This window comes from Streptomyces sp. NPDC000880, from assembly GCF_053599675.1.
The window spans coordinates 59,399-80,178 of record NZ_JBSFMS010000015.1; the positions used below are offsets into that span (position 1 = coordinate 59,399).

Here is a 20,780-nt window from a genome sequence, read left to right on the forward strand (position 1 = left end):
ACGCCCCCGTACACACTCACGGGACAAGTCTTAGGATCGGGGTCCTCATGACTGCAACCCTCGTCGCCAAAGACCTCGCCGCCGGACACGGCGACCGCTCGCTCTTCTCCGGGCTCGACCTCGTCGTCGCCCCCGGCGATGTGATCGGCCTCGTCGGTGTCAACGGCGCCGGCAAGTCGACCCTGCTGCGCCTCCTCGCCGGACTCGACCGGCCCGAGCAGGGCGAGCTCAAGCTCTCGCCGCCCGCCGCCACCGTCGGCCATCTCCCGCAGGAGCCCGAGCGCCGGGCGGGCGAGACCGTACGGGACTTCCTCGCCCGCCGGACCGGCGTCGCCGCCGCCCAGATCGCCATGGACGAGGCGACCCAGGCGCTCGTCGACGGCGCGCCCGGCGCCGACGACGCCTACGCCGACAGCCTGGAGCGCTGGCTCGCCCTGGGCGGCGCGGACCTCGACGAGCGCGCCGACGAGGTCGCCGACTCGCTCGGCCTGACCATCGGGCTCGACCTGCCGATGACCGCGCTCTCCGGCGGCCAGGCCGCCCGCGCCGGCCTCGCCTCCCTGCTCCTTTCGCGGTACGACGTCTTCCTGCTCGACGAGCCGACCAACGATCTCGACCTGGACGGCCTGGACCGGCTGGAGAGCTTCGTCCAGGGCCTGCGCGCCGGCACGGTCGTCGTCAGCCACGACCGCGAGTTTCTGACCCGCACGGTCACCAAGGTCCTCGAACTCGATCTCGCGCAGCAGCAGATCACCCTGTACGGCGGCGGATACACCGCGTATCTCGAGGAGCGGGACACCGCACGCCGGCACGCCCGCGAGGACTTCGAGGAGTACGCCGACAAGAAGACGGCGCTCGAAGGCCGCGCTCAGATGCAGCGCTCCTGGATGGACAAGGGCGTCAAGAACGCCCGCCGCAAGGCGACCGACAGCGACAAACTCGGCCGCAAGTTCCGCAGCGAGGCGAGTGAAAAGCAGGCCGCGAAGGCCCGCCAGACGCAACGCATGATCGAACGCCTCGACACCGTGGAGGAGCCCCGCAAGGAGTGGGAGCTCCGAATGGAGATCGCGTCCGCGCCGCGCTCCGGCTCGGTCGTCGCGACCCTCCGCGGCGCAGAGGTCCGCCGCGGCGACTTCACCTTCGGCCCGGCCTCGCTCCAGATCGACTGGGCCGACCGGGTCGCCATCACCGGCGCCAACGGTGCGGGCAAGTCCACACTGCTCGCCGCCCTCCTCGGCCGCCTCCCCCTCGACGCGGGCCACGCCACCCTCGGCTCCGGCGTGGTGGTCGGCGAGGTCGACCAGGCCCGCGGGCTCTTCTACGGCACCGAGAGACTGCTCGACGCCTTCTGCGCGGCCGTCCCCGACACCGAACCGGCCGAAGTGCGCACCCTGCTCGCCAAGTTCGGCCTCAAGGCGGACCATGTGCTGCGCCCGGCGACCACGCTCTCCCCGGGCGAACGGACCCGCGCCGCGCTGGCGCTGCTCCAGGGCCGCGGCGTCAATCTCCTCGTACTCGACGAACCGACGAACCACCTCGACCTGCCGGCGATCGAGCAGCTGGAGTCCGCGCTGGACTCGTACACCGGCACGCTGCTGCTGGTCACGCACGACCGCCGGATGCTCGACGCGGTCCACACCACGCGCCGTATCGAGGTGTCCGCGGGCAAGGTAACCGAGGCCTGAGGTCCGACGCCGGGCACCGCTGCATTCATACGCACCCGTGCGTGGGGCCCCGTCGCCGACCGGCAACGGGGCCCCACCTGTGTTCCTCAGCGGCGCCGCTCGGGGTCCGCGAGACCGGCCCGCCGCAGCGCGTCCGCCATCGCGCTGTTCGCCGGCGGCGCAGCCTGGCGGTCGCCGCCGCGGTTCCCACCGCGGTCCGCGCCGGGGTCGCTCCCGCGCCCGCCCTGCTGACGGCGCTGCTGCGGCGGACGGCCGCCGCGTTCACCCCGCTCCCGCTGCCTCGGGCCGCCGCCCTCCTGCTTGGGCGCGGCCTCGTCCTCCAGCCGCAGCGTCAGCGAGATCCGCTTGCGCGGAATGTCGACGTCGAGAACCTTCACCTTCACGACGTCGCCCGGCTTCACCACGTCCCGCGGGTCCTTGACGAAGGTCTTCGACATCGCCGACACATGGACCAGACCGTCCTGGTGGACGCCGACGTCCACGAAAGCCCCGAACGCCGCGACATTGGTCACCACGCCCTCCAGCACCATCCCCGGCGCCAGGTCGCCGATCTTCTCCACGCCCTCCTTGAAGGTGGCCGTCTTGAACGCCGGCCGCGGGTCGCGTCCCGGCTTCTCCAGCTCCCGCAGAATGTCCGTCACCGTCGGCAGACCGAACGTCTCGTCCACATAGTCCGCCGGCTTCAGCGACCGCAGCACCGGCGCGTTCCCGATCAGCGAAGCGACTGCCTCGCCTGCCGTCTTCACCATGCGCCGCACCACCGGATACGCCTCCGGGTGCACGCTGGATGCGTCCAGCGGGTCGTCCCCGCCCCGGATCCGCAGGAAGCCCGCGCACTGCTCGTACGCCTTCGGGCCGAGCCGCGCCACATCCTTGAGCGCCCTGCGGGAGCGGAACGGGCCGTTCGAGTCGCGGTGTGCGACGATGTTCTCGGCGAGCCCGGTGCCGATGCCCGACACCCGTGAAAGCAGCGGCGCGGATGCGGTGTTGACGTCGACGCCGACACCGTTCACACAGTCCTCGACGACCGCGTCCAGTGAGCGGGAGAGCTTCACCTCGGACAGGTCGTGCTGGTACTGGCCGACACCGATCGACTTCGGGTCGATCTTGACGAGCTCGGCCAGCGGGTCCTGGAGGCGGCGAGCGATGGAGACGGCGCCGCGCAGCGACACATCGAGGCCGGGCAGCTCCTGCGAGGCGAACGCGGATGCGGAGTACACCGACGCGCCCGCCTCCGAGACCATCACCTTGGTGAGGCCCAACTCCGGGTGCTTCGCGCACAGTTCACCGGCGAGCTTGTCGGTCTCCCGCGATGCCGTGCCGTTGCCGATCGCGATCAGATCGACGGATTGCTCCTTGGCGAGCCGCGCCAGTTTCGCCAGTGACTCGTCCCACTTGTTCGCCGGGACGTGCGGGTAGATGACGTCCGTGGCGACGACCTTGCCGGTCGAGTCGACGATGGCGACCTTCACGCCGGTACGGAAACCGGGGTCGAGCCCAAGCGTCGCCCGCGTGCCCGCCGGCGCGGCCAGCAGCAGATCCCGCAGGTTCGCCGCGAAGACCCGGACCGCCTCATCCTCCGCCGCCGTACGCAGCCGCAGCCGCAGGTCGATCCCCAGATGCACCAGGATCCGCGTCCGCCACGCCCAACGCACGGTGTCCGCGAGCCACTTGTCGCCAAGGCGCCCGCGGTCGGCGACGCCGAAGCGCCGGGCGATCATCCCCTCGTACGTCGAGGGGCCCGGCTGCTCGCCCGGCTCCTCCGGCTCGAGCACCAGGTCGAGGATGTCCTCCTTCTCGCCGCGGAACATGGCGAGCACCCGGTGCGAAGGCAGCTCCTTGAACGGCTGCGCGAAGTCGAAGTAGTCGGCGAACTTCGCGCCCGCCTCCTCCCTGCCGTCGCGCACCTTCGCCGCCAGCCGGCCGCGCGTCCACATCCGCTCGCGCAGCTCGCCGATCAGGTCGGCATCCTCGGAGAAACGCTCCGTCAGGATCGCCCGCGCGCCCTCCAGCGCCGCGGCGGCGTCCGCGACGCCCCTGTCTGCGTCCACGAAGGCCGCGGCGGCCGCGAGCGGCTCCGCCGACGGATCGCCGAGCAGCCCGTCGGCGAGCGGCTCAAGACCCGCCTCGCGTGCGATCTGCGCCTTGGTCCGCCGCTTCGGCTTGAACGGCAGGTAGATGTCCTCAAGGCGCGCCTTGGTGTCGGCGGCCCGGATCTGCGTCTCCAGCGCCTCGTCCAGCTTGCCCTGCTCGCGCACGGACTGAAGGATCGCGGTCCGCCGTTCCTCCAGCTCCCGCAGATACCGCAGCCGCTCCTCGAGCGTGCGCAGCTGCGCGTCGTCGAGCATCTCGGTCGCTTCCTTGCGGTAGCGCGCGATGAACGGCACGGTCGACCCGCCGTCGAGCAGCTCGACGGCCGCCCTCACCTGCCGCTCGTGTACGCCGAGCTCCTCGGCGATCCTGCCTTCGATGGACGTCGTCACGGTTCCCCGACTCGCCTTCTCATGCTGGCTGTGCTGGCTGTGCTTGAGAGTGCATTGTGCCGGGTGGCCGGGGGCCGTGTCGCCCGTCGCCTCAGCCGTGGCGCGTTCGGCGCCCGCCGCGGGAGGCTCCGCCGAAGAGCCGGGCCAGTGCGCGGAAGGGCAGAGTGACCACTGTGGCGATCGCGGAGCCGATCTGCCGGAGTACGTCTGCGATGGCGCTGAACAAGGGAACCTCCTTAGGAATGGTGACTGTCACCCTTCGGGTACCCCGCGGGACCTCGGTAAACGTCAGCCCTTGCCGCTGAGGTCCGCGGGGAAGGCGCCGGAGGCCACCGCGGTCGTCAGGAAGCCGCGCGCCAGCTCGGTCAGACGCTCGACATCCCCGGCCCCCAGGTACTCGTACGGGGCGAGGTCGATGCGGTCCGTGCGCTCCTCCAGCTCCGCCCGCAGCCGTACGCCCTCCTTGGTCAACTCGCTCTCGGCGTCCAGGACTCCACGCTCCCGCAGCCGCCCCTGGGCGGCCTCCCAGTCGGCGCGCCGCCAGCCGCGCGTGGCCAGAATCCAGCGCGGCGCCATGCCCTTGCCGGTGGCTGTGTGGCTCACCAGCGCCTCGACGGGGTCGAGCCCGGCGGAGAGCAGCGCCGTGAGGTGGCCGTCGCCGCGGTGCTCGCGCAGCAGGGTCGCGGCATGCCAGTAGGCGAGATGCGGCTCTTCGGGCACCGGCAGGTCGGCGTGCGCGGCGTACAGCGGCCGGGCCTGCCGCGTGCACGCCTCGGCGGCGCGCAGCGCGAGTCGAGCCGCTTCCGCCAGCTCCTTCGATGCGATGACCTCGTCGCCCAGCAGTCGCCGCAGCGTGCTGTCGACGGCGCGCAGCCGGGCGTCCAGGACGGCCTCGGGGGACGCGATGTCCCACACGGCGGGCAGATGCCGGGCGACCAGCTGGTGGTTGAAGTTGTAGAAGGCCGCGGTGACCGCACCCGGCCCAACGGCGCCCATCGCGGCGCCGCGACCGGCGAAGTAGGCGGCCCTCGCGTCCTCGATGCCGAGCTGCGCGAGCTCGTCGGTGAAGTCCGGCGAGAAGTAGACCGTCGAGTGCAGCGGGTTGAGGGCGTTGTGGCAGCGGCGTCCCGCGCGCGGAGGCAGAGAGGTCATATCCAGCACGTTACCGACTGGTCGGTACGCAGTGAAGGCCGGGGCACGGATGGGGAGACCGGTCCGGTCCGCGGCGACCAGGGCAGCCTCGCCCTGGTCGCCGACCGCACCCTGGCAGAGGTGCCGAGCCCGGGCATCGTCCTGGTGCCCGGCGGCCCCGGCGCCCGCGAGGCCATGCACGACGAGACGATCCTTGACTGGCTGCGTTCGGCGGATGCCACCAGCACCTGGACCACCTCGGTGTGCACCGGCTCGCTGGTGCTCGCCGGCGCCGGTCTGCTGAAGGGCAGCCGCGCCACCACGCACTGGCTGGCGCTCGACGATCTGGCGGGCCAGGCGGAGAAGGTCACACAGTCCAGGTGAAACGGGGCGCCCTGCGCTCCAGGAAGGCGGCGATCCCCTCCGCGGGGTCGCCGCTCGCGCGTGCCTGCTCCGCCCAGTGTGCGTCCCGGTCGGTGCGGCTCGTCGTGAACTCCTTCGCCGCGGCCTGGGTGAGCTGCGAGCGCGAGGTGATGACCCTGGTGAACTCCGCGGTGCGCTTGCCCAGTTCGCCCCTCGGCAGCACCTCGTCCACCAGACCGGTGCGCAGCGCCCGTTCCGTGTCGATCAACTCGCCCGAGAAGAGCAGATACTTCGCGGCGGCGGGGCCCACCAGCGAGACCAGCCGCCGGGTCGTCGAGGCCGGATAGACGATGCCGAGCTTCGCCGGAGTCACTCCGAACAGCGCGTCCTGTTCCGCGAACCGCAGATCGCAGGCCGCGGCGAGCTGGCAGCCGCCGCCCACGCAGTAGCCGCGGACGGCCGCGAGCGTCGGCTTCGGGAATGCGGCGAGCGCCTCCTCGGCGCGTACGGCAAGGGTCTGCGGGGTCTCGCCGGGCTCCCGCAGCGAGGAGATGTCGGCGCCGGCGCAGAAGGTCGTGCCCTCGCCGGTCAGCACCAGCGCGCGTACCGCAGTGTCCGCCGCCAGCCGCGCGAGCAGGTCGGGCAGCGCCCGCCACATCCCCGCGGTCATGGCATTGCGCTTGGCGGGATTGCTGATGACGACGGTGGCGACCCCGTCCACGACGGTGTGGGTCAACTGCGGTTGCGACCGCTCCCTCGGCTCCATTCGCCGGATGCTATCCGCCGGACCGGAACCTACGATCAAGAAGGGGGTCTCGGCGAGGAGGCAGCGATGGCCGGCACCACCCACGAGGTCAAGAAGCTGAGCCGCAGTTTCGGCCGACTGGCGCTGCTCGGCACGATCCTGGTCATCGGCGGTCTCGTCGGCCTCATCTACACCGGCGTCGCGACCCTCACCTCGATGCTGCTCTTCGGCTGGCTGCTGCTGATCGGCGGCGTGGTCGGCCTGCTGCACGCGGTCCAGTCACGCGGCAGCAGTTTCTTCTGGCTGGGTGTGGTGGTCGCCGCGCTGAACATCGCGGCCGGAGTGGTCGTCATTCGCCACCCGGAGGGTGCGGCGGAGGCGCTGACCATGTTCGCCGCGCTGCTGTTCCTGACCGGTGGTGTCTTCCGGCTGGTGGGCAGCGTGGTGGTGCGTGGCCCGCAGTTCGGCTGGACGCTGGTGCAGGGCGCCTTCGGTCTGCTGCTGGGCATCTTGGTGCTGGCCGACTGGCCGGACAGCAGCCGGTACGTCCTGGGCTGCTTCTTCTCCCTGGCCCTGCTCTTCGACGGCCTCGGTCTGATCGCCATCGGGATCGGCGGCCGACGGATCGTCAGTATGGTCACAGAGCCGGAGAACCGGCCAGAAGGAGATCAGGAGCAGTCGAACAACTGACGCTGTCATACGCACACGGTCAGAAGGCGTCGATAGGTGCTGACTTCTGTTCAGCGGCCCGGTCCGGACCAACCGACTCCCAACACTTACTACTCGATGGTCAGTGGCAGTCGAGCCGAGGGGGGTGCCGGACTATGGACAGTCGCGGGAGCGTCCCGGCCCGGCCGCTGTCCTACGAGGGCGTCTGGCGTTTCACCGCTCCTGCCCTCGACGTGTCCGTCCCGCAGGCCCGGCACGCCGTACGGGATCTGCTGAACCGCCAGGGCGTGCCCGCCGACGACGATCTCGTCCAGGGGTTGCTGCTGATCGTCTCCGAGCTGGTCACCAACGCCGTACGGCACGCGGCCCTGCTCTCGCCCGAGATCGCCGTCGAGGTCGCCATCGGCGCGGAGTGGATCCGGGTGTCCGTGGAGGACAACCACCCCTACCGGCCCAAGGCGCTGGAGAGAGACTACGGGCAGACCGGCGGCCGTGGTCTGCTGCTCGTGCGCGAGATCACCCTGGAAGCCGGCGGATCCTGCGACGTCGAGCACACCGCGAGCGGCGGCAAGATCATCTGGGCCGCGCTGCCGCTGAAGCCGACCGGCGGCACCACGCCGCTCTAGCCACTGCCGCGCGCTGTGCCGGTCCGTCTCACCAGCCGCCGGAGGGACCCGTGAGCTCCTTGATCGCCGGGCGGGCCGCGTCCAGCACTGTCATGAACCACGCCGAGAACGGCGCCTCGGCATGCCGGTCGTGAAGTTCCTTCGGCGTCACGAAGGCCGTCTCACCGACCTCCTCCGGGTCCGGCCGCAGCGGAGCCTGCACCAGACCCACGAAGAGGTGGTTGTACTCCTGCTCCACCAGCCCCGAGTCCGGGTCCGGGTGGTTGTAGCGAACCGTGCCCGCCTCGGCGAGCAGCGAGGGTGAGACCCCGAGCTCCTCGTGCGTACGCCGGGCGGCCGCCGCGAAGGGGGCCTCACCCGGGAACGGATGCCCGCAGCAGGTGTTCGACCAGACGCCGGGGGAGTGGTACTTGCCCAACGCGCGGCGCTGCAGCAGCAGCCGCCCGTGCTCGTCGAAGAGGAAGACGGAGAACGCCCGGTGCAGCTGCCCGGGCGCCTGGTGGGCGGAGAGCTTCTCCGCGGTGCCGATGGTATTGCCGTGCTCGTCGACCAGCTCGAGCAGGATCGCTTGGGGGGCGCCGTTCGACGAGCTGTTCGCCGCGGTGGCTGGTGAGATCGGCATAACCATCCTTCGCATCGGTCCTCGGCCCTCGGGGGCCTGCCCAGTCTGCCGTACAAAAGCGGCTTGTCCGCACTTCGGCAGCCTGGGCATGTCCCCCCGCCGCGTCGGCGCGGCGGGTGCGACATTACTCACCAGAATTCATCAGACACCGACGGCCGCCGGGTAGCGGACCGTGCCCTGCGGAACGCCCCGGGAACCGTCCAGCACAAGGGTCGGCATGGCCTCGTCGGGCACCTGGAAGGTTGGCCTGATTCCGTACTGTGAAGCCGGCTCGAAGCCGAACCGCGGGTAGTACCCGGGATGCCCGAGGACCAGGACGAGCCGCTCCTGGCGGATCCTCGCCACATCGAGCACGGCCCGGACGACGGCCTGCCCCGCGCCGCCCCGCTGGTGCCCGGGAGCCACCGCGACGGGAGCCGGCGCAACCGCGGGGACGTCCCCGACATGGCAGCGGGTCAGCAGTGCGTACGCCGCCACCGAGCCGTCCGCCGCCTCGGAGGCGTACGACATCCCCGGCAGCCACGCACCGGCGTCCCGGCGCTGGGGACCCCAGGGCGTTCAGCTCTGGGGGAGCGTCCACCGGGCCCGCCTCCTCGGCGGTCGGGAAGGCCGCGGCATTGACGGCGCGGCCGGCCGGGACGTCGACCGCCGTCTCCGGCCCGGTACGCCGGCGCGGGTCGGCGGGCCGCAGGACATAGCCCGTGTAGCCGTACTCCGTGCCGTGGTCATGGCGCATCGCGATCTCCGCCCGGGTGGCGGCGAGTGCCTGCGCCATGCCCGGAGCCGAGGCGTCCGCGGCGTCGGCCCGCTCGCCGAGCGGGCCGTAGTACTCCTCCCAGTCGCTCTCGGGCTGCCGGTGCACCCCGAGGACGGTGTAGCCCGCCGCGACGGCCGCCGAGATGTTCTCGGCGCTGGTACGCAGCGCGTAGTGCTGGTCCCAGAAGGCGCGGGCTTCGGCCGAGGGATCCCCGGCCGTCCACTCGCATTCGGTGAGGACGAGCGAGCCGCCCGGGGCGAGCAGCCGCCGCCACTGCCGCAGAGCGGTGTCGAAGCCGATGCTGTACGCGGAGCTCTCCGCCCACACGAGGTCGAACGAGCCGTCGGGGCAGGGGGGTTCGGCCATATCGGCCTTGACGGTGCGGATCGCGTCGCCGAGCCCGCGGGCCTCGGCGGTCTGGCGCAGTTCGTCGAGGAACGGCTCGTGCAGATCGACGGCCGTCACCTGTGCGCCGGCCTCGTCGGCCAGCAGCAGCGCGCTGCGGCCGGGGCCGCAGCCCAGATCGAGCACGCGGGGACGCGCCGGCAGCGGCCCGGCGAGGGCGAGCAGCCGGCGGGAGGTGGAGTCGGAGCCGGGACCCTGCCGCGGAAGGCCGTGGTGCAGGGCGAAGAAGGCGTCATGAAGAGCGTTGTCGGACAACGTGGGAACCCTTGAGTGTGTGCGGGCTCCGGCCGGCGTACGAGAAGACGTACGGGAGAGGGTCAGCCGGCAGCCCGGAAGCGGGGGATGGACCGGGCACTGCGCAGGGCAGCGTTCGCCGCGACGGTCATCAACCTCAGCTCCTCTCAAGCGTGCCGGCAAGACTAACAGCAGCGCTCAGTGACAGAGCCTGGCCTCGTGCTCCGCATGGCCGACCGGCTCCAGTTGGAAGGTGCAGTGCTCGACGTCGAAGTGGCCCCCGATGCACCCCTGCAGAGCGTGCAGCATCTTCTCGTGTCCGACCGCGTTCAGGGTGTCCTGGCTCACCACCACGTGGGCGGAGAGCACCGGCATCCCGGAAGTGATCGTCCAGGCGTGCAGATCGTGGACGTCCTCCACACCGGGCAGCGCCACCATGTGCGCCCGCACCTCCCCCATGTCGACGCCCTTGGGGGCCGCCTCCAGCAGGACGTTGAGGGTCTCCCGCAGCAGCTTCCAGGTGCGCGGCACGATCATCAGGCCGATGACCAGTGATGCGATGGGGTCGGCGGGCAGCCAGCCGGTCGTGAGGATGACGGCGGCCGAGACCAGCACCGTCAGCGAGCCGAGCGTGTCCGCGAGCACCTCCAGATAGGCCCCGCGCACATTGAGGCTCTCCTTCTGACCGCGCACCAGGATCGAGAGCGAGACCATGTTGGCCAGCAGACCGACCACGGCGAACGCGATCGTCAGCCCGCCCTTGGTCTCGGCCGGGGTGATGAAGCGCTCCACCGCCTCGAAGAGCAGATAGCCGCCGACGCCGAGCAGCAGCAGGCAGTTGGCGAGCGCGGCCAGGATCTCGGCCCGGGCGAAGCCGAAGGTGCGGTTCAGTCCGGCGGGCCGGTTGGCGAAGTGGATCGCCAGCAGCGCCATCGCGAGACCGACTGCGTCCGTCGCCATGTGGGCGGCGTCGGCGATGAGGGCGAGGGAGTCGGAGAGGATGCCGCCGACGATCTCCAGGACCATCACGCTCAGCGTGATGGCGAGCGCAATGCGCAGCCGTCCCTTGTAGGCCGAGGCCGCGGTGCCGGTCGGCGGCGGCCCGCCGTGGGAATGCCCGTGGTCGTGCCCAGCCCCCATGCGGGACGCCTCCAGGTCGTCGGAATGATCTGCCGAGACCTCAGTCAACTACGGGTGGGGGGTATCAAGCAACACGGTACTGAACACCGTTGTCGTAACGCCTGACCTGCGGAAACGACCTGCAGGTCAGGGCGCTGACATCATCATTTGATGCGGGCTTCGGGGTGCCGCAGGCACCAGCCCTCCCAGGCTGACTCGACCATCTCGCGCACCCCGCGCGACGCCGTCCAGCCCAGCTCCTTGGCGATCAGATCTACCGAGGCTACGGCCTTGGCGGCATCGCCCGGACGGCGCGGCTCGATCACCGGCGCCTCGCCGTACCCCGTGGTCTCGCCCACCAGATCGGCGAGTTCGCGTACCGAGACGCCGACGCCCCTGCCGATGTTGACCGTCAGATCCCCGGCCTCGTCCTGCTCGGCCAGCCGGCGGGCCACGGCGAGATGGGCGTCGGCCAGGTCCGCCACATGGATGTAGTCACGGATGCAGGTGCCGTCCGGCGTCGGGTAGTTGGCGCCGAAGATCCGCGGGGCCTCACCGCGGGTGATCCGGTCGAAGAACATCGGGATGATGTTGAACACTCCGGTATCGGCCAGCTCCGGCCGGGCCGAGCCCGCCACGTTGAAGTAGCGCAGACAGGCCGTGGACATGGAGTGCGCGTGGCCTGTCGCCCGTACCAGCCACTCGCCCGCCAGCTTGGTCTCGCCATACGGATTGATCGGCACACAGGGGGCGGACTCGGGGATCAGGTCCATCTCGGGCACGCCGTATACGGCGGCCGAAGAGGAGAACAGGAAGCGCCGCACACCTGCCGCGACGACCGCATCGAGGAGCACCGTCAGACCGTGCACATTCGTCCGGTAGTAGCGCAGCGGCTGCTCGACGGACTCCCCGACCTGCTTCTTCGCCGCGAGATGTACGACACCGGTCACGGCGTGCTCGGCGAGGGTGCGGTCGAGCAGCTCCCGGTCCAGGACCGCGCCGCGGACCAGCGGAATCTCCTCGGGCAGCCGCTCGCCTATGCCCGACGAGAGATCGTCGAGGACGACGACCCGCTCACCCGACGCTGTCATGGCCCGCGCCACATGCGCGCCGATGTACCCCGCTCCACCTGTGATCAGCCAAGTCATGCCGGCCAGCCTAGGCCCTGCGGACCCGCGGTTTGTGGGCCGAGGCGTTGATCGACGATGATGATCTCGGCGGGCCTGCCTTCTTTGCTCCGGTCATGTCAAGCGGGACGTAAACGGCCAGTGAACTCCCGCCTTCGTACATCCGATAGCCTCTGCCGACGTGCCGCCGCCCGTATACGGGCCGGGCCGCCGCGCACCCGCACCGTCAGCTCCAAGGAGTGAGTTCGTCTGTCGACTGCCATCCTCACCGGTCCGCCGGTACCCGGATCGTCGCTCGAGGGCGATCTGCGGTCGCTGGGCTTCGACGTCCGGGTCGCCTCGGGCGCCCAGGACACCGCAGCGCTGGTCGCAGCGGTACCGGGCACCGATCGCGTCGCCGTCGTCGACCCGCGATTCGTCGGGCACGTTCACGCCCTGCGGCTGGCGTTGACGGACCCCCGCTTCCCGGCGGCCGCGGCCCCGGGTGCCCTGACGGTGCAACATCAGGCACGTACCGCCCTGACCCGGGCTCTGTCGGTCGCGGCGGGCACAGGGACGCCATCCCGCGTGGCCGGGCCTGCACCGTCCGGTGCCGCCGAGGCGGCGGGCGGCGCGGCCGACGACAGCGACTCCCTGGCGGCTGTCCGGGCCGCGGTGCGGCCCGCCGGCGGCGCGGGCGCGGGGATGCCCGTTGTGCCCGACGCGCTCGCCGAGGCGCTCGACGCCGACGGCACCGCCGTGCACCGGCCCGAGCTGGGGTCGCTCGTCGCGACCGTGCCCGGTGACCCCCAGGCCCGTAACGAGGCCCGGCAGGCCGTCACCGCGGTCGACGACGAGGCCGTACGGCTGCGCTCCGCCGTCAAGGCCCGCGACGGCTTCTTCACCACCTTCTGCATCAGCCCGTACTCCCGCTATCTCGCCCGCTGGTGCGCGCGGCGCGGACTGACCCCCAACCAGGTCACCACCGCCTCGCTGCTCACCGCGCTGATCGCGGCCGGCGCGGCGGCCACCGGCACCCGCGGCGGCTACATCGCGGCGGGTGCGCTGCTGCTCTTCTCCTTCGTCCTGGACTGCACCGACGGGCAGCTGGCCCGTTACTCGCTGCAGTACTCGACGATGGGTGCCTGGCTGGACGCGACGTTCGACCGGGCCAAGGAGTACGCCTACTACGCAGGTCTCGCCCTCGGCGCCGCCCGCGGCGGCGACGACGTATGGGCGCTGGCACTCGGCGCGATGGTGCTGCAGACCTGCCGCCATGTTGTGGACTTCTCCTTCAACGAGGCGAACCACGACGCGACGGCCGCTGGTAAATCTGTGACCGGCAGCCCCACCGCCGCGCTCTCCGAGAAGCTCGACAGCGTCGGCTGGACGGTCTGGCTGCGCCGCATGATCGTGCTGCCGATCGGTGAGCGCTGGGCCATGATCGCCGTGCTGACGGCCGTGGCCACGCCCCGGATCGTCTTCTACGCCCTGCTCATCGGCTGCGCTTTCGCCGCCTGCTACACCACGGCGGGCCGCGTCCTGCGCTCGGTGACCCGCAAGGCACGCAGGACCGACCGCGCGGCCCGGGCGCTCGCCGACCTGGCCGACTCGGGCCCGCTCGCCGAGAGCGCCGCGCGCGCTTTTGCGACGGCCGCCCGGAAGCTTCCCGCGTTCGGGCCGCTCGCGATCGCCTTGGCCGGCGGCGCCGCTCTTGTGGCGAGTGCCACGTTCACCGACTACGGCTCGCTCTGGCCGGTCGTCGCGGCTGTGGCGTATGTCATCACCTCGGGCGCAGCCGTCGCCCGCCCTCTCAAGGGCACCCTCGACTGGCTCGTCCCGCCGGTGTTCCGGGCCGCCGAGTACTGCACCGTCCTGGCGCTCGCCGCCCGGGCCGAGGTGAACGGAGCGTTGCCCGCGGCCTTCGGACTGGTGGCGGCGGTCGCCTACCATCACTACGACACGGTGTACCGCATCCGCGGCGGTACGGGCGCGCCCCCGCACTGGCTGGTTCGGGCGATCGGCGGGCACGAAGGGCGGGTCCTGGCAGTCGCGCTGCTGGCCGCGGTGGTCGCCGACGCAGACTTCACCATCGCGCTGACGGCCCTCGCTGTGGCCGTGGCACTCGTGGTGCTTGTGGAGAGCATCCGCTTCTGGGTGTCCTCCGGAGCACCCGCCGTACATGACGAAGGAGAACCCGCATGATCGGCCTCGTACTGGCAGCCGGTGCCGGACGGCGTCTTCGCCCCTACACCGACACGCTCCCGAAGGCCCTCGTGCCCGTCGACGGCGACACCACTGTTCTCGACCTCACCCTGGGGAACTTCGCTGAGATCGGTCTCACCGAGGCCGCCATCGTCGTCGGCTACCGCAAGGAGGCCGTCTACGAGCGCAAGGCCGCTCTGGAGGCGAAGTACGGCCTGAAGCTCACCCTCGTCGACAACGACAAGGCCGAGGAGTGGAACAACGCCTACTCCCTGTGGTGTGCCCGTGACGTCATAAAGCAGGGCGTCATCCTCGCCAACGGCGACACCGTGCACCCGGTCTCCGTCGAGCGGACCCTGCTCGCCGCCCGGGGCAACGGCCAGAAGATCATCCTCGCCCTCGACGCGGTGAAGCACCTCGCCGACGAGGAGATGAAGGTCATCACCGCCGCGGGCAAGGGCGTGCAGCGGATCACCAAGCTGATGGACCCGGCCACCGCCACCGGCGAGTACATCGGCGTCACCCTCATCGAGCCCGAGGCCGCCGACGAACTCGCCGACGCGCTGAAGACCACCTTCGAGCGCGACCCCGACCTCTACTACGAGGACGGCTACCAGGAGCTCGTGAACCGCGGCTTCACCGTGGACGTGGCCCCCATCGGCGACGTCAAGTGGGTCGAGATCGACAACCACGACGACCTCGCGAAGGGCCGTGAGATCGCGTGCCTGTACTGACCCGACTGATCCCGTCCCCGGTCGTCGTCGACATCAATGCCGGTGCGCTGGACGACTTGGCCGGCCTGCTCGCCGACCAGCGGATCTCCGGTTCCGGCAAGCTGGCGATTGCGATCAGCGGCGGCTCCGGCCAGGCGTTGCGCGAGAGGCTTTCGCCGGTGCTCCCGGGTGCCACGTGGTTCGAGATCGCCGACGGCAACATCGACTCCGCGGTCAAGCTCGCCGACGACATCAAGGGCAAGCGCTACGACGCCGTGGTCGGCCTCGGCGGCGGCAAGATCATCGATGTGGCGAAGTACGCCGCGGCGCGGGTGGGTCTGCCGATGGTGGCCGTCGCCACGAACCTCTCGCACGACGGTCTCTGCTCGCCGGTCGCAACGCTGGACAACGACAACGGCCGTGGCTCCTACGGTGTCCCGAACCCGATCGCGATCGTCATCGACCTCGATGTGATCCGTGAGGCTCCGGTCCGTTTCGTACGTTCCGGCATCGGCGAGGCGATCTCCAACCTCTCGTCGATCGCGGACTGGGAGCTGTCCCACCAGGTCAACGCGGAGCCGGTGGACGGCCTCGCCGCCGCGATGGCCCGCACCGCCGGTGAAGCCGTACTCCGCCACCCCGGAGGTGTCGGCGACGACGATTTCCTCACCGTCCTCGCCGAGTCTCTCGTGCTGACCGGCATCGCGATCTCGATCAGCGGGGACACCCGGCCCGCGTCCGGCGCCTGCCACGAGATCAGCCACGCCTTCGACCTGCTCTACCCCAAGCGGGCCGCCAGCCATGGCGAGCAGGTCGGACTGGGCGCCGCCTTCGCGATGCATCTGCGCGGTGCACACGAGCAGTCCGGACTCTTCGCCGAAGTGCTGCGCAGGCACGGCCTGCCGGTGCTGCCCGAGGAGATCGGCTTCAGCGTGGGCGAATTCGTCAGAGCCGCCGAATACGCACCGCAGACCAGACCGGGCCGCTTCACCATCCTTGAGCACCTCGACCTCTCCACCGACCAGATCAGGGACGCGTACGCCGACTATGCCAAGACCATCAGTAGCTGAACTCCGTCCGGTCGTTCACCCGGAGGGAGTGAAGGACCGGCGAAGCGGCGAGCACTGGGCCGGGCGCATGTACATGCGAGAGATCTCGCTGCACATCGACCCGTACCTGGTGAACACCAAGATCACACCGAACCAGCTCACCTACCTCATGGTCGTGGTGGGTGTGCTCGGTGGCGCTGCCCTGCTGATCCCGGGACTGACCGGCGCGATACTCGCCGTGGTGCTCTTCCAGATCTATCTGCTGCTCGACTGCGTGGACGGCGAGGTCGCCCGCTGGCGCAAGCAGACCTCGATCACCGGCGTCTACCTCGACCGGATCGGCCACTACCTCTGTGAGGCGGCCCTGCTGGTCGGCTTCGGCGTGCGCGGCGCGGACGTCTTCCAGCAGGAGGGCTCCACCAACTGGCTGTGGGCATTCCTCGGCACGGTCGCCGCCCTCGGCGCGATCCTGATCAAGGCCGAGACCGACCTGGTCGACGTGGCCCGCCAGCGCAGCGGTCTGCCCGCCGTCAAGGACGAGGCGTCCGTGCCCCGTTCCTCCGGTCTGGCGCTGGCCCGGCGTGCCGCGGCCGCGCTGAAGTTCCACCGGCTCGTCGGCGGCATCGAGGCCAGCCTCTTCATCCTGGTCGTGGCCATCCTCGATATGATCCAGGGCGATCTGTTCTTCACCCGTCTCGGCATCGCGGTGCTGGCCGGCATCGCCGTCGTGCAGACGTTGCTGCACCTGGTGTCCATCCTGGCTTCCAGCAGGCTCAAGTGACTGTGTTCTCCCGGGGGACGCCCCCCGAACCCCCGATGCCGCTGAAGCTCGGCGCGATCATCATCACGATGGGCAACCGGCCGGACGAACTGCGCGCCCTCCTCGACTCGGTCGCCAAGCAGGACGGTGACCCGATCGAGGTGGTCGTGGTCGGCAACGGCGCCCCGGTGACGGACGTCGCGGATTTCCCATCGGTTGTACGCACCGTGAGCCTGCCCGACAACCTGGGCATCCCCGGCGGCCGCAACGTCGGCATCGAGGCCTTCGGCCCGTCCGGCTCCGGCGTCGACGCGCTGCTCTTCCTCGACGACGACGGTCTGCTGCCGTGCGCCGACACCGGCGAACTGGTACGCCAGGCCTTCGCGGCCGATCCCAGGCTGGGCATCATCAGCTTTCGGATCGCCGATCCGAAGACCGGGCTCACCCAGCGCCGCCACGTCCCGCGGCTGCGCGCCTCCGACCCGCTGCGCTCCTCGCGGGTGACGACTTTCCTCGGCGGCGCCAACGCCGTGCGTACAAAGGTGCTCGCCGAGGTCGGCACACTGCCTGATGAATTTTTCTACGCCCATGAGGAGACGGACCTCGCCTGGCGGGCGCTGGACGCCGGCTGGGCGATCGACTACCGCGCGGACATGGTGCTGTTCCACCCGACGATGCCGCCGTCCCGGCACGCGGTCTACCACCGGATGGTGGCCCGCAACCGGGTCTGGCTCGCCCGCCGCAATCTGCCCGCGCCCCTGGTACCCGTCTACATCGGTGTCTGGGTGCTGCTCACACTGGTCCGGCGCCCCTCGGTGCCCGCCCTGAAGGCATGGTTCGGCGGCTTCAAGGAGGGCTGGCGGACGCCCTGCGGTCCGCGCCGTCCCATGAAATGGCGTACGGTATGGCGGCTCACCCGACTGGGCCGACCTCCTGTCATCTGACAGGCTTGGTTCTGAGAAAATCGGGCGTACCTCCGGGACCTGGCCGCCACCTGAGAGCCCTACTGCCGCGCATCTTGAACACGAAAGTTTCAACTTGTGAGTGACACGACCCAAGACGGGGCGATCGCGACCAGCGTTCGCCCGTCGCCCGACGACGGTCTGACCTCGGCGGAGTTGGCCGCCAAGTACGGCCTGTCGGTGAGCGGTGCCCGACCGGGGCTCGCTGACTACATCCGGCAGCTGTGGGGCCGACGCCACTTCATCCTGGCCTTCTCGCAGGCCAAGCTGACGGCCCAGTACAGCCAGGCGAAACTGGGCCAGCTGTGGCAGGTGGCGACGCCGCTGCTCAACGCGCTGGTCTACTTCCTGATCTTCGGGCTGATCCTGAAGGCCAGCAAGGGCATGCCCGTCGAGGTCTACATCCCGTTCCTGGTGACGGGCGTCTTCGTCTTCACCTTCACGCAGAGCTCGGTGATGGCGGGGGTCCGGGCGATCTCCAACAACCTCGGGCTGGTGCGCGCCCTGCACTTCCCGCGCGCCGCCCTGCCCATCTCCTTCGCGCTGCAGCAGCTCCAGCAGCTGCTGTTCTCCATGATCGTGCTGGTCCTGATCGTGGTCTTCTTCGGCAGCTATCCCAGCGGGGCCTGGCTGCTGGTGATCCCCGCACTGGCGCTGCAGTTCGTCTTCAACACCGGACTGGCCCTGATCATGGCCAGGCTGGGCGCGAAGACCCCGGACCTGGCGCAGCTGATGCCCTTCATCATGCGTACCTGGCTGTATGCGTCGGGCGTCATGTTCTCGATCAGGGTGATGCTCGAGGACAAGCCGGCGTGGATCGCCGATGTGCTGATGTACAACCCGGCAGCCATCTACATGGACCTCATCCGTTTCGCGCTGATCGACGGCTACGGCTCTGAGAACCTGCCCTCCCACGTCTGGATCGCCGCCCTGGCCTGGGCGATCCTGATCGGCTGCGGGGGCTTTGTGTACTTCTGGAAGGCTGAGGAACGGTACGGCCGTGGCTGATCTCGAAAAGAACGACAAGAGAGCCGGTGACGACATCCGCGTTCCGACCGTTATCGCCGACAATGTGCACATCGTGTACCGCGTCAGCGGCGGCAGTGGCGGAAAGGGCAGCGCCACCGCGGCGCTCAGCCGCATCCTGCGCCGCGGCAAGGGCGAGTCCCGGGGCGTCCGCAAGGTGCACGCCGTACGCGGCGTCTCCTTCACCGCATACCGCGGCGAGGCGATCGGCCTGATCGGCACCAACGGTTCCGGCAAGTCAACCTTGCTGCGCGCCATAGCGGGTCTGCTGCCCACGGAGAGCGGCAAGGTCTACACCGACGGCCAGCCCTCCCTGCTCGGCGTGAACGCGGCGCTGATGGGCGATCTGACCGGTGAGCGCAATGTCATCCTGGGCGGTCTGGCCATGGGCATGACGCGCGAGCAGATCCGTGACCGCTACCAGGAGATCGTCGACTTCTCCGGGATCAACGAGAAGGGCGACTTCATCACCCTTCCCATGCGTACGTACTCCTCGGGCATGGGGGCCAGGCTCCGCTTCTCCATCGCGGCGGCCAAGGATCACGACGTCCTGATGATCGACGAGGCGCTGGCGACGGGTGACCGCAAGTTCCAGATCCGCTCCGAGCAGCGCATCCGTGAGCTGCGCAAGGAGGCCGGCACGGTCTTCCTGGTCAGCCACAGCAACAGCTCGATCAGGGACACCTGCGACCGCGTCCTTTGGCTGGAGAAGGGCGAACTGCTGATGGACGGCCCGACCGACGAGGTCATCAAGGCGTACGAGAAGGAGAGCGGCAGGTAGTCCGCCGCCGGTCACAAAGGCCCCCGCCGTGGCATCCGGGCGGGGGCCTGTTGCGTCTCTGGTGAGATCGGCGCCGTCGCCGGGGCCGGCGCTCGGGCCCGAATCGTCAAGTGAAGGTCAATTCCCGGGCCCCCGGGGATGGTTGGCGAGGATTGGAGTGTTCTTGTGATGCGCGGAACACCCCGGCGTATCACTGGGCGTTGTACAACGTAAGCTGTACCGGTGCTGAATAGCGGCAAGTGGGGCGATACGCCCTGGGCATCTGTCCGCCAGTCGGCGCCCTTTCGGTCGAGAGGACCGGCGGCGTGTCCGAAATAGGATGTATTGGGTCGGCAGTGTAGAACGGGAGATGTGACGGCAATGACGGAGAATCTCCAGGTCCGCGAGGCTTTCGCCGTCCCCGCACCGGGCAGTCCCGTATGACGGGCACTCGGCAGGCGCACCGCGAGGCCTCCGCGCGCGCCACCCTCGACAAGGCATCCGACGAGAACTTCCCGGTGGCCCCCTTCTTCCTGCCGCGTGCCTGGCGCGACGACCTGATGGCGGTGTACGGCTACGCCCGCCTCGTCGACGACATCGGCGACGGTGACCTCGCGCCCGGCGGCGCCGACGCCCGCCACCTCGGCGTCGACCCCGCGCAGGCCGACGACCGGCTCGCGATGCTCGACGCCTTCGAGGCCGATCTGCGCCGCGTCTTCGCCACCGACGCCGCACCGCGCCACCCCCTGCTGCATGCCCTCCAGCCGACCGTGCGCCGCCGCTCGCTCACAGCCGAGCCCTTCCTCGGCCTGATCGAGGCCAACCGCCAGGACCAGTTGGTGCGGCGCTACAAGACGTACGACGAACTCCTCGCGTACTGCGAGCTGTCCGCCAACCCCGTCGGCCGACTGGTGCTGCAGATCACCGGGACCGCCAGCCCCGAGCGCGTCCGCCGCTCCGATGCCGTCTGCACCGCTCTCCAGATCGTCGAGCACCTCCAGGACGTGGCCGAGGACCTGGGGCGCGACCGGATCTATCTGCCGCTGGAGGACATGCACCGCTTCCATGTCACCGAGGCCGACTTTGCCGCGAGGACCGGGAGCGCCTCGGTGCGCTCACTCGTCGCGTACGAAGCCGAACGCGCCCTGCAACTGCTGAATGAAGGCGCACCGCTGGTGGGTAGCGTCCACGGCAGACTGCGGCTGCTGCTCGCCGGGTTCGTCGCCGGGGGGCGCGCGGCCCTCACCGCGATCGCGGCCGCCGGACACGACGTCCTGCCCGGACCGCCCAAGCCCACCAAGACGCATCTGCTGCGTGAAGTGGGAGCTGTCTTGCGAAGAGCGCGTAGAGAGAGGTGAGC

The 20,780-nt window shown here is 70.2% G+C and carries 18 protein-coding genes and 2 pseudogenes; 12 read left to right on the plus strand and 8 right to left on the minus strand.

Annotation, left to right across the window (positions count from 1 at the left end; genetic code table 11):
- The first annotated feature begins 47 nt into the window (after positions 1 to 47).
- The gene (locus ACWDO5_RS07765; protein WP_450529302.1) at positions 48 to 1,685 is read left to right on the plus strand and encodes an ABC-F family ATP-binding cassette domain-containing protein; all 1,638 of its coding nucleotides are present in this window, start codon (positions 48 to 50) and stop codon (positions 1,683 to 1,685) included.
- Positions 1,686 to 1,771: 86 nt separating this feature from the next.
- Here ACWDO5_RS07765 and ACWDO5_RS07770 read toward each other — a convergent pair whose 3' ends face one another.
- The 3 genes from ACWDO5_RS07770 to ACWDO5_RS07780 form a co-directional block, all read right to left on the minus strand.
- Positions 1,772 to 4,168, minus strand: a complete 2,397-nt coding sequence (locus tag ACWDO5_RS07770) for a Tex family protein (RefSeq protein WP_450529304.1) — start codon at positions 4,166 to 4,168, stop codon at positions 1,772 to 1,774.
- Between the two features lie 91 nt (positions 4,169 to 4,259).
- A complete protein-coding gene (locus ACWDO5_RS07775; protein ID WP_450529306.1) occupies positions 4,260 to 4,394 on the minus strand; it encodes an LPFR motif small protein in 135 nt (44 codons plus the stop codon).
- Between the two features lie 62 nt (positions 4,395 to 4,456).
- Positions 4,457 to 5,320 carry an SCO6745 family protein gene (locus tag ACWDO5_RS07780; RefSeq protein WP_450529307.1) on the minus strand — a complete coding sequence of 288 codons (864 nt, stop codon included), beginning with the start codon at positions 5,318 to 5,320 and terminating at the stop codon, positions 4,457 to 4,459.
- Between the two features lie 54 nt (positions 5,321 to 5,374).
- Between ACWDO5_RS07780 and ACWDO5_RS07785 the strand changes: the two are divergent.
- Positions 5,375 to 5,680 (plus strand): annotated as a pseudogene (locus ACWDO5_RS07785) (DJ-1/PfpI family protein); the annotation flags it as partial.
- Here the strand turns inward: ACWDO5_RS07785 and ACWDO5_RS07790 are convergent.
- Entirely contained in the window at positions 5,667 to 6,428 is a 762-nt protein-coding gene (locus ACWDO5_RS07790; RefSeq protein ID WP_450529308.1) for an enoyl-CoA hydratase/isomerase family protein, read from the minus strand. The pseudogene ACWDO5_RS07785 and the gene ACWDO5_RS07790 overlap by 14 nt on opposite strands.
- A 66-nt stretch (positions 6,429 to 6,494) precedes the next feature.
- On the opposite strand from ACWDO5_RS07790, the gene ACWDO5_RS07795 reads away from it, so the two are divergent.
- A complete protein-coding gene (locus ACWDO5_RS07795) occupies positions 6,495 to 7,097 on the plus strand; it encodes an HdeD family acid-resistance protein (RefSeq protein WP_450529309.1) in 603 nt (200 codons plus the stop codon).
- Between the two features lie 134 nt (positions 7,098 to 7,231).
- The gene (locus ACWDO5_RS07800) at positions 7,232 to 7,702 is read left to right on the plus strand and encodes an ATP-binding protein (protein ID WP_450529311.1); all 471 of its coding nucleotides are present in this window, start codon (positions 7,232 to 7,234) and stop codon (positions 7,700 to 7,702) included.
- Between the two features lie 28 nt (positions 7,703 to 7,730).
- Here ACWDO5_RS07800 and idi read toward each other — a convergent pair whose 3' ends face one another.
- The 4 genes and pseudogenes from idi to galE form a co-directional block, all read right to left on the minus strand.
- On the minus strand, positions 7,731 to 8,324 hold the full coding sequence (gene idi, locus ACWDO5_RS07805) for an isopentenyl-diphosphate Delta-isomerase (RefSeq protein WP_450529313.1): 594 nt from the start codon (positions 8,322 to 8,324) through the stop codon (positions 7,731 to 7,733).
- A 141-nt stretch (positions 8,325 to 8,465) separates the two neighbouring features.
- Positions 8,466 to 9,741: pseudogene (locus tag ACWDO5_RS07810) on the minus strand (methyltransferase domain-containing protein).
- 177 nt (positions 9,742 to 9,918) lie between these two features.
- Positions 9,919 to 10,860: a cation diffusion facilitator family transporter gene (locus tag ACWDO5_RS07815; RefSeq protein WP_450529315.1), complete on the minus strand. Its 942-nt coding sequence runs from the start codon at positions 10,858 to 10,860 to the stop codon at positions 9,919 to 9,921.
- A gap of 143 nt (positions 10,861 to 11,003) precedes the next feature.
- On the minus strand, positions 11,004 to 11,987 hold the full coding sequence (gene galE / locus ACWDO5_RS07820) for a UDP-glucose 4-epimerase GalE (RefSeq protein WP_450529317.1): 984 nt from the start codon (positions 11,985 to 11,987) through the stop codon (positions 11,004 to 11,006).
- A gap of 228 nt (positions 11,988 to 12,215) precedes the next feature.
- Here galE and ACWDO5_RS07825 point away from each other — a divergent pair, with 228 nt between their 5' ends.
- From ACWDO5_RS07825 to hpnC, 8 genes are all read left to right on the plus strand, one after another.
- Positions 12,216 to 14,150, plus strand: a complete 1,935-nt coding sequence (locus tag ACWDO5_RS07825; RefSeq protein ID WP_450529342.1) for a DUF5941 domain-containing protein — start codon at positions 12,216 to 12,218, stop codon at positions 14,148 to 14,150.
- Positions 14,147 to 14,884, plus strand: a complete 738-nt coding sequence (locus ACWDO5_RS07830) for a phosphocholine cytidylyltransferase family protein (protein ID WP_450529318.1) — start codon at positions 14,147 to 14,149, stop codon at positions 14,882 to 14,884. Before ACWDO5_RS07825 ends, ACWDO5_RS07830 begins: the two co-directional genes overlap by 4 nt.
- A complete protein-coding gene (locus tag ACWDO5_RS07835) occupies positions 14,872 to 15,933 on the plus strand; it encodes an iron-containing alcohol dehydrogenase family protein (RefSeq protein WP_450529320.1) in 1,062 nt (353 codons plus the stop codon). The genes ACWDO5_RS07830 and ACWDO5_RS07835 overlap by 13 nt, the downstream gene beginning before the upstream one ends.
- Entirely contained in the window at positions 15,911 to 16,693 is a 783-nt protein-coding gene (locus tag ACWDO5_RS07840; protein WP_450529322.1) for a CDP-alcohol phosphatidyltransferase family protein, read from the plus strand. The genes ACWDO5_RS07835 and ACWDO5_RS07840 overlap by 23 nt, the downstream gene beginning before the upstream one ends.
- Before the next feature lie 35 nt (positions 16,694 to 16,728).
- Positions 16,729 to 17,616, plus strand: a complete 888-nt coding sequence (locus tag ACWDO5_RS07845) for a glycosyltransferase family 2 protein (protein WP_450529343.1) — start codon at positions 16,729 to 16,731, stop codon at positions 17,614 to 17,616.
- 96 nt (positions 17,617 to 17,712) lie between these two features.
- A complete protein-coding gene (locus tag ACWDO5_RS07850) occupies positions 17,713 to 18,642 on the plus strand; it encodes an ABC transporter permease (protein ID WP_450529324.1) in 930 nt (309 codons plus the stop codon).
- The gene (locus ACWDO5_RS07855; RefSeq protein ID WP_450529326.1) at positions 18,635 to 19,441 is read left to right on the plus strand and encodes an ABC transporter ATP-binding protein; all 807 of its coding nucleotides are present in this window, start codon (positions 18,635 to 18,637) and stop codon (positions 19,439 to 19,441) included. The genes ACWDO5_RS07850 and ACWDO5_RS07855 overlap by 8 nt, the downstream gene beginning before the upstream one ends.
- 419 nt (positions 19,442 to 19,860) lie before the next feature.
- Entirely contained in the window at positions 19,861 to 20,778 is a 918-nt protein-coding gene (hpnC, locus tag ACWDO5_RS07860; RefSeq protein ID WP_450529327.1) for a squalene synthase HpnC, read from the plus strand.
- The last annotated feature ends 2 nt before the right edge of the window (positions 20,779 to 20,780 follow it).